Source organism: Tardiphaga sp. 20_F10_N6_6, assembly GCF_052076045.1.
Taxonomy (GTDB): Bacteria; Pseudomonadota; Alphaproteobacteria; order Rhizobiales; family Xanthobacteraceae; genus Tardiphaga; species Tardiphaga robiniae.
On sequence record NZ_CP197239.1, the window covers coordinates 1,140,117 to 1,155,237 of the forward strand.

Annotated in this window: 16 protein-coding genes and 1 pseudogene; 6 read left to right on the forward strand and 11 right to left on the reverse strand. The window is 59.0% G+C overall.

Features of this window, described 5'->3' with window-relative positions:
• Positions 1 to 80 precede the first annotated feature (80 nt).
• Both AB7813_RS05415 and AB7813_RS05420 read left to right on the forward strand, forming a co-directional pair.
• Positions 81 to 317 carry a hypothetical protein gene (locus AB7813_RS05415; protein WP_441227924.1) on the forward strand — a complete coding sequence of 79 codons (237 nt, stop codon included), beginning with the start codon at positions 81 to 83 and terminating at the stop codon, positions 315 to 317.
• Positions 318 to 948: 631 nt separating this feature from the next.
• The gene (locus tag AB7813_RS05420; protein ID WP_441227925.1) at positions 949 to 2,691 is read left to right on the forward strand and encodes a hypothetical protein; all 1,743 of its coding nucleotides are present in this window, start codon (positions 949 to 951) and stop codon (positions 2,689 to 2,691) included.
• A gap of 334 nt (positions 2,692 to 3,025) precedes the next feature.
• Here AB7813_RS05420 and AB7813_RS05425 read toward each other — a convergent pair whose 3' ends face one another.
• Together AB7813_RS05425 and AB7813_RS05430 are read right to left on the reverse strand one after the other, a co-directional pair.
• Positions 3,026 to 3,271 (reverse strand): hypothetical protein, encoded by a 246-nt coding sequence (locus tag AB7813_RS05425; protein WP_441227926.1) that lies wholly within the window; start codon positions 3,269 to 3,271, stop codon positions 3,026 to 3,028.
• 2 nt (positions 3,272 to 3,273) lie between these two features.
• Entirely contained in the window at positions 3,274 to 3,846 is a 573-nt protein-coding gene (locus tag AB7813_RS05430) for a hypothetical protein (protein WP_441227927.1), read from the reverse strand.
• Positions 3,847 to 3,901: 55 nt separating this feature from the next.
• On the opposite strand from AB7813_RS05430, the gene AB7813_RS05435 reads away from it, so the two are divergent.
• A complete protein-coding gene (locus AB7813_RS05435) occupies positions 3,902 to 4,117 on the forward strand; it encodes a DUF6894 family protein (RefSeq protein ID WP_441227928.1) in 216 nt (71 codons plus the stop codon).
• 360 nt (positions 4,118 to 4,477) lie between these two features.
• Here the strand turns inward: AB7813_RS05435 and AB7813_RS05440 are convergent, their stop codons facing one another.
• Positions 4,478 to 4,813 carry a Fic family protein gene (locus AB7813_RS05440; RefSeq protein WP_441228965.1) on the reverse strand — a complete coding sequence of 112 codons (336 nt, stop codon included), beginning with the start codon at positions 4,811 to 4,813 and terminating at the stop codon, positions 4,478 to 4,480.
• A 3-nt stretch (positions 4,814 to 4,816) separates the two neighbouring features.
• Here AB7813_RS05440 and AB7813_RS05445 point away from each other — a divergent pair, with 3 nt between their 5' ends.
• The gene (locus tag AB7813_RS05445) at positions 4,817 to 4,957 is read left to right on the forward strand and encodes a hypothetical protein (protein WP_441229018.1); all 141 of its coding nucleotides are present in this window, start codon (positions 4,817 to 4,819) and stop codon (positions 4,955 to 4,957) included.
• Positions 4,958 to 4,978: 21 nt separating this feature from the next.
• On the opposite strand, the gene AB7813_RS05450 is transcribed toward AB7813_RS05445, so the two are convergent.
• Positions 4,979 to 5,671, reverse strand: coding sequence for a hypothetical protein (locus tag AB7813_RS05450; RefSeq protein ID WP_441227929.1), 693 nt, complete (start codon positions 5,669 to 5,671; stop codon positions 4,979 to 4,981).
• Position 5,672: 1 nt separating this feature from the next.
• Here AB7813_RS05450 and AB7813_RS05455 point away from each other — a divergent pair, with 1 nt between their 5' ends.
• Complete coding sequence (locus tag AB7813_RS05455) at positions 5,673 to 5,879, forward strand: LysR substrate-binding domain-containing protein (RefSeq protein WP_441227930.1); 207 nt, start codon at positions 5,673 to 5,675, stop codon at positions 5,877 to 5,879.
• A gap of 340 nt (positions 5,880 to 6,219) precedes the next feature.
• Here AB7813_RS05455 and AB7813_RS05460 read toward each other — a convergent pair whose 3' ends face one another.
• From AB7813_RS05460 to AB7813_RS05485, 6 genes are all read right to left on the reverse strand, one after another.
• On the reverse strand, positions 6,220 to 7,806 hold the full coding sequence (locus AB7813_RS05460) for an ATP-binding cassette domain-containing protein (protein WP_441227931.1): 1,587 nt from the start codon (positions 7,804 to 7,806) through the stop codon (positions 6,220 to 6,222).
• A gap of 160 nt (positions 7,807 to 7,966) precedes the next feature.
• Complete coding sequence (locus AB7813_RS05465) at positions 7,967 to 8,602, reverse strand: response regulator transcription factor (protein WP_441227932.1); 636 nt, start codon at positions 8,600 to 8,602, stop codon at positions 7,967 to 7,969.
• Between the two features lie 75 nt (positions 8,603 to 8,677).
• Positions 8,678 to 10,954, reverse strand: coding sequence for a PAS domain-containing protein (locus AB7813_RS05470; RefSeq protein WP_441227933.1), 2,277 nt, complete (start codon positions 10,952 to 10,954; stop codon positions 8,678 to 8,680).
• Positions 10,955 to 11,111: 157 nt separating this feature from the next.
• Positions 11,112 to 11,531: an organic hydroperoxide resistance protein gene (locus AB7813_RS05475; protein ID WP_441227934.1), complete on the reverse strand. Its 420-nt coding sequence runs from the start codon at positions 11,529 to 11,531 to the stop codon at positions 11,112 to 11,114.
• A gap of 25 nt (positions 11,532 to 11,556) precedes the next feature.
• A complete protein-coding gene (locus AB7813_RS05480) occupies positions 11,557 to 12,069 on the reverse strand; it encodes a cytochrome P460 family protein (RefSeq protein ID WP_441227935.1) in 513 nt (170 codons plus the stop codon).
• A gap of 26 nt (positions 12,070 to 12,095) precedes the next feature.
• Positions 12,096 to 13,136 (reverse strand): alpha/beta fold hydrolase, encoded by a 1,041-nt coding sequence (locus tag AB7813_RS05485; RefSeq protein ID WP_441227936.1) that lies wholly within the window; start codon positions 13,134 to 13,136, stop codon positions 12,096 to 12,098.
• A 285-nt stretch (positions 13,137 to 13,421) separates the two neighbouring features.
• On the opposite strand from AB7813_RS05485, the gene AB7813_RS05490 reads away from it, so the two are divergent.
• Positions 13,422 to 13,838: a hypothetical protein gene (locus AB7813_RS05490; protein ID WP_441227937.1), complete on the forward strand. Its 417-nt coding sequence runs from the start codon at positions 13,422 to 13,424 to the stop codon at positions 13,836 to 13,838.
• A gap of 128 nt (positions 13,839 to 13,966) precedes the next feature.
• On the opposite strand, the pseudogene AB7813_RS05495 reads toward AB7813_RS05490, so the two are convergent.
• Positions 13,967 to 14,991 (reverse strand): annotated as a pseudogene (locus AB7813_RS05495) (alpha/beta fold hydrolase).
• Between the last annotated feature and the right edge of the window lie 130 nt (positions 14,992 to 15,121).

Sequence of the window (15,121 nt, forward strand, 5' to 3'; positions counted from 1 at the left end):
TACCAATCGGGAACTTTCGGCAATCCTCCGTATTTGGGTAGGGCGGAGGTTATTTTCCGCATACAAATGGAGGAATATTTATGAAAAAGTTTCTTATCGTCTCCGCCATTTCAGCTTTCGCCGCTACTGCGGCATTTGGCCAAGCGGCGGTTTCGACTGAGTATTACGTGGTCCGCGACGCCAGCACTAAAAAGTGTACCATCGTCGATAAGAAGCCGACGACAACCACCACCACTATCGTGGACAACGGAACTTTCAAGACCAGGACTGAAGCCGAAACCGGCATGAAGACCATTAAGGTGTGCACCGAGAGCTAACCATTTCTCGGCATATGCCATTATCGGGCGGCGGTGGATCGTCGCCGCCCAGCAAGCTAAGCGCCATGTTGTCCGCCATAGGATCGAAATGGCGATCGCGATGAATGCATTGCCTCCCTCCCGCTCCCGGCGACTGTGTTTCGCAACGCGGAAGAACGCTTCTTGCCGGGTAATGGGAGCTGTTGGCCGCGGGTTCAAACCGAGGACGCCGATGGCTCTGACCCAGTCCCAACGAGATGCGATCGCAGCGGCTACTCGACTGAGAGCGATATCTCGAAGGTGCGCCGAGTTCTCAAAATTCGTCGGCTATCGATCGGTGTCCGATCGGTTAGATGCGCTGGCGGCAAAGTATCAGGAACAGGCTCGAAGCGTCGAGGAGCGCGCCGGACTGTGCTCAAATAGGAGAGATCCTGACGACTGGCTCTCGTTCAGGTCGCAGGAAAGGCACCGTCATCATCCTGGATGATTACTTCCGCGCTCGCGACAGGCACCCCGTTAAGAAGGCCGCTAAAAGACCTGCGGGCCAACGGGAGCTGCGCGAAGGCGGGATGATAGTTCTGGAACCCAAAGGCAAACCCACGCGTTCTACCAATTCGCCGCCCCAATGCATTACGGCGTCCACGGAGCGCCGATGACCTCTTCCACTGTCAAACTTCTTGTAGCTTGCCTTGTCGGTCTGGCAAGCTTGGGCAGCGCGATGGCGCAGAACTCAGACCAATCGGGGCGACAAACGGTCCAGGCCGAATGGGAGCGGATGTCGCCGAAGGCCCTGCTGTGCGTCGACGGCCGCCTCCGTCGCGCCCGCCGGTCTGTCAACGCCCTGATAGATCGCGGCGTGGGGCCCTCGGACTCTCGCCTTGCGCGCATCGTCCGCGACTGTGGCGCCGAGGTGCCCCCGAATGCCGACTTGGCGACGCCCAGCTTCGAGTGCCGTGCGGCGACCTATCCTGACGAGAAGGTCATTTGCGATAATCCCGAGCTCGCGCGGCTCGACCACGCGGTCGTACAGGCGTACCAAGAAGTACTGACCCGCAGAGGATCTCGGGTCGCGAAGAACATATCGGAGCCGCTCCTGGAACGGCGCCACGCGTGCGACGCCGATGCCGAATGCATAAAGCAGATCCAGCTGACGACAATCGCCGCGTTCCAGGCGCGCGGGGCCTCCCCGCAGACGCCAGCCGCCTCGGCCGACGCCGAGCCCGCCGACCCGGGATATGTCGTCGATGACATCCGACTGGGCAGCGTCGTCGCCGAAAATTCGCGACTCCGCGACTTCGAGTGTACACCGAGCCGGCAATACCCCGGTTTGACCGCCTGCCGCCGTCAGACAACGGAGCGCTCGCGTCGCCGCCGCACTTCGGTGTCAACTTCGCTGCTGCATGCCGCCGATGGCTCTGTCGTCTACGTAGGTCAGAGTCTGGAGCCCGTCTATATCGGTAACGACGAAGCCGACGACGAGATCACCCGGTTGTCGGCGTCGTTCGGCAAGGCGTCCCTGCTGCCGATGTCGGACACCGGGGGAGCGCGAAACGGCGTCATCGCGTCATGGGGCACGGTGACTCTGCGTGCCGTCAAGCCGGATCGCCTGGCGTCTCTGGCAGCCGGCGCCGACGATCGGCCAGGCCTCCTCATCGACCATATCGGGAATCCGCAGAAATCCGCGCAGTCGGGGCTGCCTGTCTATCGGCTCGAAGGGGGACCGGGCTACGTCTGGACCGCGAGCTGGGGTCGACGGGGTCGCGGAGCGCTTCGCATGATCGCGATCGACGCGTCGCGGTTGCCTGGCGCCGCTACTGCCGCCACCGAGCCACCGACGCAGACTACAGTCGCAGTACAAACCGCTGGGGGCCCGCAGGACGGCACAGCTTCGCCCGCCGCACCGGCACAAGCCGTCCCCAAACCACCAGCCGCTCCCGCTGCGCCGACGCCCCCTATAGAGGCTGCTCCGTCCGCAGCTCCGCAACCGGATACGCCTGCGACCGTGCGGGTGGTCGGCTCCCCGATCGACCTACGTCCGTCAGCTCCGACCAACGCAGCGACGCCAGCCTCAACGCCATCAGCTCCGCGTGATGGCAACGGCTTGGTAATGCTTCTGACAGCCGTGATCGTCGCTCTGCTCGGGACCGTGGTCTACATGTTTAGGCGGCCGAAGGCGCACCATTCCAGCGGCGGCACGGTCGCGCAAATAACGGCGACTGCCGCAACAGGGACGGTCTCGCCCGAGGTAGTCGGCGCTCACGGAGCGGATAGGATGAATCTCGCCGCGCTCGTTCCTGCGGTGTCTCCGGACACCATCGGGGCGTCTCCTGCAGATATCGCCGGACCGCCGGCCCCGTGTCCTGTTTCCGATATCCAAAAGCACTCTGCAGCCTAAGCGCGCATGCTGTCGTTGACCGTGCTGGACACCGACCAGTCGTCGCGCGCTCCTTCGACGGCAGGAGCACGACAAAGTCCGACTAATGTCCATCTAGGCGTGGTTTGGCTGTAATTTAGAGGCCGAACAGAAATGGCATGCTCACGGTCAGAAGGATGAGGGCAAGGATGGTAAGCACGAGGCTTCCCTCATCCTCTACCGGTCTGCCCCTTTCGTCGCGGTGCATTGCTTAGCCTGACAATAAGCCAGCCACTTATCGATGAGCCATCCAATGCCCGTCTGCTGACGCCGGATAGAAAGTTGACTTCCGCCCATCACCATCGTCATGGCCCTTCTACGAGGCCGCTTGAAGCGTACACGCTTCGAGAGCTTCCATGTATTGAGTAATGGCTCTGTTTGAGAGCAGCAGGCGGCTCCGTACGCCCTGCTGCACCATCTTCTCCACGGAGTGCAGCAGTACGTGGCTGCAGAATTCCGCGTTCTCGATCTCGCCTGCCCGTTCCAGATAATCCCAGGCAATCTGGATCGCCTCTTCCATGAGGACAGCAAGGTGAACCAGTTGGCCAGGATCGTTTCTCATGCCTATTCAAACGGCACGAATTGGATTCGTTCCGCGCCGCGACCTTCTGAATCTTGAGATGGAGCGACCTTGGCGTCTCGCTCGCGGGTTCCTAATAGGGAGGCCGCCTCAATAGCTCCGGCAGCCGCGAGATTGCTTTGGCAATCCGCCGCGCCTCCTCCCGCCTCATGTGCGCGTCGGCGTACTGGTAGTTCCGGGAATGCAAATCTTTGCGATGCGATACCGCGCAAATGAAAAAGCTGGTGGCATCGAACACCCGGAAGCAATGGTCGTCGCCTTCCTGGACCGTCCATGGCGGCGTTAATCGCCGGAGGTTGTCCATCGCATCCTGCGATGGTCTGGTATCGAATGGCTTTGCCGCTGGGATAGGTCCGCTGCTTGAGGCGCTCCTCGCCGTTCAGCCGGTCACGCTCCTGGCAAAGCCCGTCGACCTTGTCCTGCATCCGCTCCAAAAGGGCGACGGCCGAACCGGTGCTGATGCCTGCTTTCTGAAGGGATGAGATGTCTTTCTGTTGCCGTTTGATCTGCACGCGTGAATGATGGCCCATGGAATAAAAAGAGAACGATAGAGTCAACAGGCTTGTGCTGGAACTGTGAAGGCTCCTCGCACTTAACGTCGCAGGAGAACATATGCCCAAATATCACTTTCCAATTGTTGACGGCACCAAACTTCCCGACCCCGTGGGCGTAAGCCTGCGGAACGACAAAGAAGCAAAAGACCACGCCCAGCTTATCGCTCGCACGGTTGGTGCTGCGGGTATCAAGGCCGACCGCAGCGTCATCGCCATTGACGATGAGGGCAACGAGGTGCACCGCGAGCGCGTGCCGAAACCACTCGCCTCTTAGGTTTGCCGCAGTCTGTTTTCCTCCTCGATGCCGCGGCGATTCTTGCTTTTTTCACCGCGCGCATGTCTGGAAACGCGCAGTCTAATCGCCGCGCTTCTTTCTGGACAACCGTAATACGTCGTTTGAAGATGACCGAGCACCGTGCAGCACTTGCGCCGCATGCGAAGAAGTCATCGAGCAAGTGGCAACGACGCCCGTGCCGTACTCCAATCCGTGGGGTCGAAACGACACCGGCGCGCAGCATAACTAGCCCATGTTTTCAAACGTACGCATCGCGCTTACAATGTTCTTGCCAAGATAAGGCTTAGGACTAAACATCGTCCCGGCTCGGCTTGCTGGTTTGAGCCCAGACCGATTGCTTCAAGGACTCCTGCAGCTCGGGTGTGATCGCTGGCGGGGTAATCGGTGACAGCAGCCTGCCCCTCGAAGTTCTTCAGGGCGCTGTCCAGTGAGTTCAGCCAGTGTTGCACGCTTGGCGGACGCCATCGTGTGGTGGGTGAGCATTACGTTCATGAGAAAGCGCGCCACTCGTCCGTTCCCATCAGGATATGGATGGACGTGACCGACAAGCCAATGCCCAAGTACGGCGCGCACGGACGCTTCTCTTTCCGTCTCCAGAAGCTGGAATAGCGCTTCGATGCCGTCGGACACCGTTTCGGAGCGCGGAGGGACATGCCATGAGCAGCGCAGAACCACCGGATGGCTCCGATAACCGGCGAGCGCTTCCGGCCGAAGGATGCCAGCAACAACGGACGGACTGAAGAGTTCGCGGTACCAGTCGAGATGTCGATCATGCGCGATGCCCCCCGGATCCGCACCGTTGAGAATATCGCTCATTGATGCCTTGACGCTGTGAAAGGCCTACCAATAACCACGCGCCGCCAGTGCGTTCCGGTTCTTCGTCTCTTGTTCGTTTCCGTTCGGATCCCAGTTGCCCTGCCTAACACGGTCGATGAGTTCGGGCGTGACGCTGTAACCTTCCATAGACAAGGAGTGATACGCATCGCTTTTGTAGATGCCATCAACAAATTTCATATAAGAATCTTTATCGTCGGGAATGCCCGGCGTTCTTGGCAAAACGTCGCGAACGGCTTGCCGCTGGCTCTCCCAAATTGCCTTCAGCCGGGCGACGATAGGCGCGGCGCCCGTTAAAACCGCAGAAACGTTCTGCTGTTCGGAAAACGGATCGCTTTCCCTGAAATCGTAGCCCGCACTCTTCATGGTCTTGACGATGTCGTCGGATAGCCCGTCCCGGCCAACGCGCTTGAAGGCTCCGGCTATTCTTCCGGCGATGATGGAATGACCTCCCTCGAGCAATCTTCCCAGGATGCCGGAGACGTCTCGCACCAAGCCAAGCGCGATCTGTGCCTCAACGGGATGTTGTAGGAAGAACTGCCCGGAAACCTTCACCAGAGCAGCATCGACGCCGAACACACGAAGACCGTTCTTCTCCGTTGCATCCTTCGCGGGCGGCATTTCTTTGACTTTCTCGTCGTATAGCGACGTTCCGAACAGTAGCTCGAGATTGTTGTTTGCTGCCTCATTACTGTTCACGATGACGTGCTACCTCGTCGACGATCTTCTGCAGAGCGGCCGACTGGTAAGGCTGCTGCGAGACTATGAGACGCCGCCGTGGCCGGTGAATATTGTGCACGTACCTTCACGACACCCGTCGCCCGCAGCCCGCGTACTGATCGACATGTTGAAGAGGGGTATGAGGTCAGTGACGAACGATCGGGCTGCCCTTTCCGCAGGGAGATAACGTCCAATTTGCCCAACGGAGCGGCTCTCACCAACGAAGTCTCGGAGGGCATCTGTCCAGGTAATGCCAAATGGTGAAAAGCCAGTTCCCACCAAATCACCAAACAAACAGCGGCGACGAAAAGTACCGCAATGATCAGCGCGACGCTGGCGTTTTACTCGCGTAATGACTAACGCGGGAGTTAGAATGGCCTTCCGGAAAATCGTGGAAGAGTTGAGCACGCCCTCACCGGCGGCCGTTTTGCTGAGCATCCAACATTAGGATTTAGATGCACAGCACTTGGCAATAAAGCGGTCTAGGACGAAAAGACGGATAGACCTGTTGAAAGACGTCAACCTGATTAGGCCGCCGCGCCGAGAGAAACCCTTCGCGAGATCCCTATGGCGTCCATAAACGCTTCGTCGTGACTGACGACAAGCAGCGCACCGTCATAGGCGCGCAATCCGGCTTCAACGGCCTCGATGGAGTCGATGTCCAGATGATTGGTAGGCTCGTCCATAATCAGCAGCGATGGCGGCTCCAGGCCGCCGAGGACGCAGGCGAGGCCAGCGCGAAGCAGTTGTCCACCGCTCAGGCAAGCGACGGTCTGCGTCGCAGCATCGGCGCGATACATGAACTGGGCCAAGCTGGCCCTGCAGGCATTCTCGCCAGCGGCAGGGTTGATGCGTCGAAAATTCTCCAGAACAGATGCCACAGGATCGAGAACACTGACCGTCTGATCAAACATTGCAGAAGTCGTCAGTACACGCGCGGTACCTGACCACGGTTTCAACTGACCGCCGAGGAGCTTCAGCAAGGTTGTCTTGCCGGAGCCGTTAGGACCGACAATCGCGACTCGCTCCGGTCCGGTCAACGACAGCGAGAAATCCTTCAAGATCGGGATATTGCGATCATAGCCGACATTGACGCCGTCGATCTGTAACACCGCCTTGCTCGTCGGCAAACGCGTGGAAGGGATAACGACCTTAAAGGGCTGCAGCACTTCGATGCGGCCACGAGCGATGCGGCTGTCTTCCACGGCCTGCGTTCGCCTCCGTTCAGTCAGACGTCTGCTCTCGCCGCCCGTGTCCTCGCTACGATCCTTTCGCGCCCCTGAGAGAATTCGGGGAATACCTCCCTTTCCCCGCTTCTTTTGCCCTCCAGCATCCTTGCGCGCTTTAGATTCGGCGGCGTCTTGTGCCTTTCGATCGATGTCGGCGAGGCGCTTCTCGGCATCCACCAGTCCACGTCGGACTGCGGCAAGCTCTAATTGTTTGCTATGGCAAAAATGACTCCAGTTGCCGCCATAGCGCGTGGCTCCGAGCGACGTCAGCTCGACAATGGCATCCATTGTTTCGAGCAGTTCCCGATCATGGCTTACGATGATGGCTCCGCGCCGCAGGCCTGCGAGAAATTCAATCACAGCCCTCCGGCCGCCGCGATCGAGATTGTTCGTCGGCTCGTCCAGCAACAGGAAGTCGGGTCTCGCAAAGATCAGTGCAGCGAGTCGGACCCGTGTCAGCTGCCCGCCTGAGAGTTTGATCAAAGGCGTTTCGGGAGATGCGTCCAATCCAACGCTTGAAAGCGCCGCAGCGAGCCGCGCTTCGAGCGTCCAGTCAGCTTCTGCCAGTTCATCGCTGGTAGCGTCGCCTTCCTCCGCACGTCGCAACAGCGCCAACGCGGCGCGCAATCCGAACAGGTCGACGATCGCTTCGCCGTCCGTGCCTTGCACGCTCTGCCGCAATACGCCGACAGTGCCGATCGCCGTCACCCCTGAGCCTGGTCGGTGATGGCCGGCGATCAGCGACAACAACGTCGTCTTACCCACGCCGTTGCGCCCGACGAGGCCAGTCCGCTCAGAAGCGAAATTTAGATCGATATTGGGAACAAGAGTACGGCCGTCAGGCGCGGTGAGCGTCACACGGGACAGGATGATAGAAGAAGGCATGATGTTTGATATCTCCGCTGGCAAGGATGTGCGACTTGTCATGGGCGATATTCATCTTGCTCTCCTGCTCGTGTCTGATGCGCTGGTCTGGGCATGAGTTGTGCCGGTGGCGCGGTTAGATTCTACACACGCTCGGCGCGCAAATCCATCTCAACTGAGATTATGTCGTTGTCTTGACACCGAGTGCCTCCGCCATACGCACCAGATCGGGGACAGAACGTGCGTCCATCTTCTTCATCATGATTCCTCGATGAATCTTGACGGTAACCTCGCTCACATCCAGAAGCCCCGCCATCTGTTTGTTCAGCAACCCTGATACTACAAGCGAGAACATCTCGCTTTGCCGGGGCGACAGCGACTCGAAACGCTCACGCAATCCGAACAGAGCGCTCTCGCTCTCGCGCCGCAAACGATCCTCCTCAAGTGCACGCATCACGGCATCAAGCATGTCCTGATCGCGAAAAGGCTTGGTCAGAAAATCGACTGCACCCGCCTTCATGGCTCGCACTGACATCGGAATATCGCCGTGACCGGTCATGAAAACAATCGGCATGCGAATGCCCTGCTTGACTAACGCATCCTGAAAATCCAGGCCGCTGACCCCGGGAAGCCTGATGTCGAGGACGAGACAACGCGGCATATCGGGCAGCTCACTCTGAAGTAGCTCGGCGGTGGAGGAGAAGACCTTCACGGCAATGTCCATCGAGCGAAACAGGTAGGTCATCGCAACACGCATCGACTCGTCGTCGTCGACGACAACGACAATTTGTTGAGGCTTGGAATGATCGTTCGGCATCGTACGTCCATCACGAATGGGACGGGCACAAGCCTCGCTCCCTGTCATCGGTTTTTTCCGCAGATGTACATCGGCTCATTTCCGATCGCTTGTACATTCCTGCGGTAACTCGAATTGAAATACCGCCCCTAGCCTACCCGGACTTGGCATCGCCCACAAACGCCCGCCGTGGGTCTCCACGATTGAACGGCAGATCGAAAGTCCCATTCCAAGCCCGCCGACTTTCGTGCTGAAAAACGCATCGAACAATGGTTCCGGATCGTCCGGGATGCCGGGACCGGAGTCCTCGAAAACGACCGCGACGCGGCCTGTGTCATGCCGAAAGGAGCGGATCACCAAAATCCGCGCGCGGTCCGTGATATCTTGCATCGCCTCGATAGCATTGATCACCAGATTGATGACGACCTGCTGTAACTGGGCTCGGTCGGCGACAATCTGAGGAATGTCCCGAAGATCAAACCGTAGCAGGACCGCGTTCGCTTCCAATTGGCGCCGCAGCAAAGCCGCGATCTCCTCGATGACCTCGTTGACCGAAAGAAGGCTTTTCTCGAAGTCAGCTTTTGTCATCAATCCACGAACCCGCCGGATGACATCCGCGGCCCTATTGCCGTCCTTGACGACCCACTCCACGGCACCTCTGACATTCTCAAGGTCCGGCACTTCGCGATCGAGAAATCGCAGACAAGCCTGACCATTGGCGACGATGGCTGCGAGCGGCTGGTTCACTTCATGCGCAATCGTCGCACTGATTTCACCAAGCGTCGCGACACGAGTGGCATGAGCCAGGGCCGACTGCGCCGCGTAGAGCGCCTCCTGAGACTTCTTAGCCTCGGTGACATCCATGAGCGCTCCGATCACTTCACTATGACCAGGTTCATAGGTAACTAGCCGGGCGATGACGTGCAGATATTTCAGATGGCCGTCGGGCATCAATAGGCGAACGTCGTAATCCCATTCTTCGCCGCCCCCCAACACCCGGTCGAGCTCCCCCACCATCTTTAAGCGGTCGTCTGGATGCACACGCCGTAAAATCAAATCGGACGTCACCTTCGTTCCGACCGGCTGCTGCATGATGTGATAGGTCTCGTCAGACCAGAAATGTGCGTCCGTCCCGGTGCTCGATGCGAAGCTGCCGGTCTTGCTGAGCTTCTGGGCTTCCGCGAGATAGGCCTGGCTGCGTTGTAGAGCTGTCTCGGCCTGCTTTCTATCCTCAATGTCCGTGTTGGTGCCGTACCATCCCACTACTGCATCGGCCTCGTCCCAAAGCGGCTCGGCGCGGAACAGAAACCAGCGATATACACCGTCGGCCCGGCGCATCCGGGCTTCACATTCGCCCGGCACTTTGGCTTCGAGCATTTCGGTCCACGCTGCCTGTAATCCCGGAACGTCGTCGGGATGAATTACCGTCATCCATTGCCACCCGAGGGACTCTTTGAGGGTAAACCCGGCATAATCCAGCCACCGCTTGTTCAAGTACTCTGCATAGCCGTCCGGCTTCGTCCGCCAGGCCAAGATCGGAATATGGTCGAGCGTCTGCCGAAGCTGTCGTTCCGCAGCAGCGAGACGCGCTTCGCTGTCCCGCAGGGCATTCTCGGCGTTTCTTCTGTCTTCAATGTTGAAACCGATGGAATACCATCTGACGATACGACCCTGGTCATCGCGAAGCGGCGTGCGCCGGATGCTGAACCATTGATAAACACCGTCCGCGCGCCGGATCGGCGCTTCGGCGATCAGCGGCTCGCCGCTGGCCAGCGACGCCCGCCATGCCGCTCGTTCCGGATCGTCCAGATGAAAAAGCTCCGCGCCCCCGCCGGCCACGACTTCGTCGAGCGTCATGCCGGTATAGTCGGTCCATACTTCGTTGACATAAGTATGAACGCCATCGGGCCGATATGCCGAGATCATGGCGGGTATCGAGTCGATGGTGAGCTGAAGTTCACGCTGGATTTCCGCGAGTCTCGCCTCGTTTGCGAGGGACTTCGTTCGGGCATCCTTCAGCGCCCGCTTCGCACGTCGCTCGGAATGGCAAAGAAAAGATACCAACAATGCGGCGACAGCGAAGAACACGAGTTGCGGAATATCGTGCGCCCGCACGGAAAACGAATAGATCGGCTCAAGAAAGAAGTATTTAAACACGAACACGGTCAGCGCTGTGGCGAGAATCGCCGGCGCGATACCCCGGCTCCAGGCCACAAGCATGATCGCGAACGAAAACAGGGATGCCGATGGCGCAATGCCGGACAGCCGATGCAATCCCAGACCGCCGACTAATGTGGCCGCGATTGCCAGTGAGGCAATCGCGAAATCGGCGGCATGGCTCCTGAAGGGCTTCCGCAAACGAACGAACGACATAGAGAGGCTCCGCTCCACTCCGTCAGCGACATGGACTGTCGCCGTTCAGAGTGATCGATTAACGTCGCCGACTGTATAATCCCGCCGGAAGCACACGGCAAAATCGAAAAGCGACCTCCCCGCGGCGCCGGGTCGCGATCCCTCGTGAGACCGCTCCCTAGATCACACTGATGACAACATCGACATTGCCGCGGATCGCCTTGGAATACGGACAGGTCTCGTGGGCGGCATCGACGAGCGTCTGTGCCACATCGCTCTCCAGTCCGGGCAGACCGACATTCAACCGTGCCCGCAGGAAATACGCGCCCTCGGCCAGGCAAAGATCGACCTCGGCATCGATTGTCGTGTCCGACGGAATCGTCACCTTCAGCCGCTTCGCCGCGAGCCCCATGGCACCCTGGAAGCAGGCCGACCAGCCTGCTGCGAACAATTGTTCGGGGTTGGTGCCGACATCCGTACTGCCCGGCGCGGAAAACCGAATGTCGAGGCGCCCGTCCGAGCTGCGTGCCGTCCCGTTCAGTCGGCCGCCCGACGTATGCGTCTTTGCGGTGTAGATGACGTTGTTGATATTTCCCACGGAGATCTCCTCTGCTGTGCTGGAATTACTTGGCGTAGCGGGTGAACACGTAGTCGCGGGCTTTCACGCGCGACTCGTGACAGGCGAAACAGGTCTCATGCTGTGCTTCATCCACCGGTTTGCCATCGATGAAGCGTCCAAATCCCCATCCGCCCGTTGCCGCGTATTTCTTCGAATCCTTGACCATGATCTGGACCGTCGTTGTCGCTCCCGGAACCGACGCAGGCTCGAAGTCGGGCGACTGGATATGCTTCCAGGCGAGCTTCGCCAGGATGGTGCCGTCGGGAAACGGCAGGGTCTGGTCCTTGTAGGCCTTGATCGCGACGGTGTTTCCGAGGACCGCCCGCAGTTCGTTCAGCGGCTCCGCCTCCTGTGCCGGCGCGACCATCTCCCACTGGCGATAGCCGGCCGGGATGTGCACCCCGAAGATCGGTGACGCGTCACCCACCTCGGCGCTTTCGGATTGCCGAGAACCCGCGATCAGGACTGTCGCGGTTGCCGCTGCCGCTGCGACAACGGTTGCGATGAATAATTTCATGCTCGAGTTTCCTTGCATTCGATGCATCACGAACGGCTTGCATCAATGACCGCGGAGGCAAATGCCTGCGGGGCTTCCTGTGGCAGGTTGTGACCAATGCCGCCCTTGAGCTGCCGATGCATATACTTGCCGGAGAATTTCTTGGCATATGCGCCAGGCTTGAGATGAGGGGCGCCGTTGGCATCGCCTTCCAGCGTAATTGTGGGGACCGCGATCACGGGTGCCGCTGCGAGCTTGCTCTCGAGCGCATCATATTTCGCCTCGCCCTCGGCCAGTCCGAGACGCCAGCGATAATTGTGAATGCAGATGCTGACCTGATCGGGATTGTCGAGCGCCGCAGCGCTACGTTCGAAGGTGGCGTCATCGAATTGCCACTTCGGTGATGCGAGCTGCCAGATCAGTTTTGCGAACTCGTGACGATATTTGTCATAGCCGGCCCGGCCGCGTTCGGTCGTGAAATAAAATTCGTACCACCAACGTTTTTCATCCGCGGGCGGCAACGGTGCCTTGTCGGCTTCGCGGTCCTCGACGTCATAGCCGCTGACCGACACCAGCGCCTTACAGCGCTCGGGCCACAGGGCGGCAACGATATTCGCCGCGCGTGCCCCCCAGTCGAATCCACCGAACACGGCTTTCTCGATCTTGAGGGCATCCATGAGGGCGATGACGTCCACCGCGAATGCGGCCTGCTGTCCATTCCGGATCGTATCGGAGGCAAGGAACCGGGTTGCTCCATATCCGCGCAGATACGGCACGATGACCCGAAAGCCCTTCGCCGCTAGGACAGGCGTGACATCTGCGAAAGCGTGGATGTCGTATGGCCAACCGTGCAGGAGAATGACGACCGGTCCGTTGGCCGGTCCCGCATCGACATAGGCGACATTCAACAGACCGGCATCAACCTGCCTCAGCGGTCCGAATACGGCTTCCGCGGCTCCTGTGCCACTCTGTGCACTTCCGGAGGATTTGGCATTTGCCACCCCTCGAAGACCGAAGGAAGCCATGGCAATCGCCGCTGCTGAGGCTCCAAGCAGCCGACGGCGGCGCTCGTCGATTTGATCAAACACGCTATTTCTCCAATGATCTCGCCACGCGGGTGCATGCGCGATGGGCTTGAGGCGAACTCCACAAGGTGCTCATGATCTCCACACCAAGCGGAGATGCAGGGAGTTCGCGTTCGATATGAGAAATGCCGCAAACCGGGCCAGGATCAAATCGTGCTGTCGGTCCCCGAACTAACACCTAAGTGTTAGTCTGCTCTCTCAATCGCAAGCCGCGTACCGCATTTTACTTCCGTCAGGATCGCATTAACGAATCGAGACATAGACCGGGTCATCGCAACCCGGAGCCTGATGATGCAAATTTCCTCGCAATCAACGCGATCAACGAACAACCAGACTGCCGTCCAAACCGCGGCAGGCGACTTGCAAAGTGGCGTGCCCTTCGAAATCCCGGTCAGCACGGAGAGCGGGAACGGAACGATCAAAGGCGAATTCCGCTACGGGTTTCTTCAGCCAGCAGGCCAGGACATCTATTTCACACCGGGGCAAACGGCTGCGCCCGATATGGCTAAGCAGGCGATGAAGAATGCGCTTCAACAATTTATGCTTGCGATCCAAGAAGATGGAAAGGCAGGCAGCCCGACGCACACCAGTGCTCACGCCGTCGACACTTATTCGACAAGCACAAGCTTCAAGGGGCAGAATTCCGCCTTCAACTGGTCCGGACAGTTCTCATTTGAAGCAGGGTCTACTTCGATAACGGCGTGATGGGCGCCGGGTCGGTCAATACGCACAGAGACGCAATCCGACGCGTCCTATCCGGACATTTCGACGGCGGGCATCGTTCCATGCCCGCCGCAACCGTATGCAGTTCAGATTACGCGCGATGTCGCTTTCTAAACTTGGTACTTACTGACATCGATGATCGCAGTGGCGAATGCCTGCGGAGCTTCCTGCGGCAGGTTGTGACCGATGCCGCCCTTGATCAAACGATATTGATATTTGCCTGAGAATTTCTTGGCATAGGCGTTGCTATCTGGGTGCGGTGCCCCATTCGCATCACCTTCGAGGGTAATCGTCGGAACGGAGATGACGGGCGCTGAAGCTAGCTTCTTTTCCAAATCGTCATACTTCGCTTCCCCCTCGGCCAGTCCCAGACGCCATCGATAATTGTGAATCGAAACGCTGACATGATCAGGATTGTTGAGAGAGGCAGCGCTTCGATCGAAGGTTGCGTCATCGAATTGCCATTTCGGTGAGGCGATCTGCCATATCAGCTTCGCAAAGTCGTGGCGATACTTGTCGTATCCCGCCCTGCCGCGCTCAGTTGCAAAATAATACTGGTACCACCACTGCAACTCGGCCTTTGGCGGCAATGGCGTCTTGTTGGCGCCTGGCTGCCGATGAGGTAACCACTCACCGAAACCATCGATTTGCAGCGCTCCGGCCACATGGCGGCAACGATGTTCACGGTCCGCGCGCCCCAGTCGAAACCGGCCAGATGGGCCTTCTCGATCTTGAGGGCGTCCATCAGGGCAATGACATCGACGCCAAGGGCAGCCTGCTGGCCATTGCGAAGCGTATCGTTCGACAGAAATCGAGTCGTGCCATAGCCGCGCAGATGCGGAATGATGACCCGGAATCCCTTTGCCGCCAGAATGGGCGCGACCTCGACGAAGGCATGAATGTCATAGGGCCAACCATGCAAGAGGATAACCACCGGCCCGTCTGCAGGCCCCGTATCGACATAGCCGACATTGAGCACACCTGCATCGATCTGCTTCAGCGGACCGAACGATGCCCCGCTCTTGGGTGTCGCCGCCTTTGATTCCGTCGCACTCATACCAAGCTGAGCGAACGCGAAGGTTGCGGCCGCGGCGCCGAGCAGATGCCGCCGTCCCTCGTTGAAGTCGTTATCCATCAGAACCTCTCCAGATATCATCTTGAACAAACTGTCGAACAGCCCCTGCGGGGCCGGAATTTTGTCCGGCGCACGCTCTTCAGCCGAAGCCGCCTTATCGATATACAGGCGCGTTTCCGACCCGCGTATC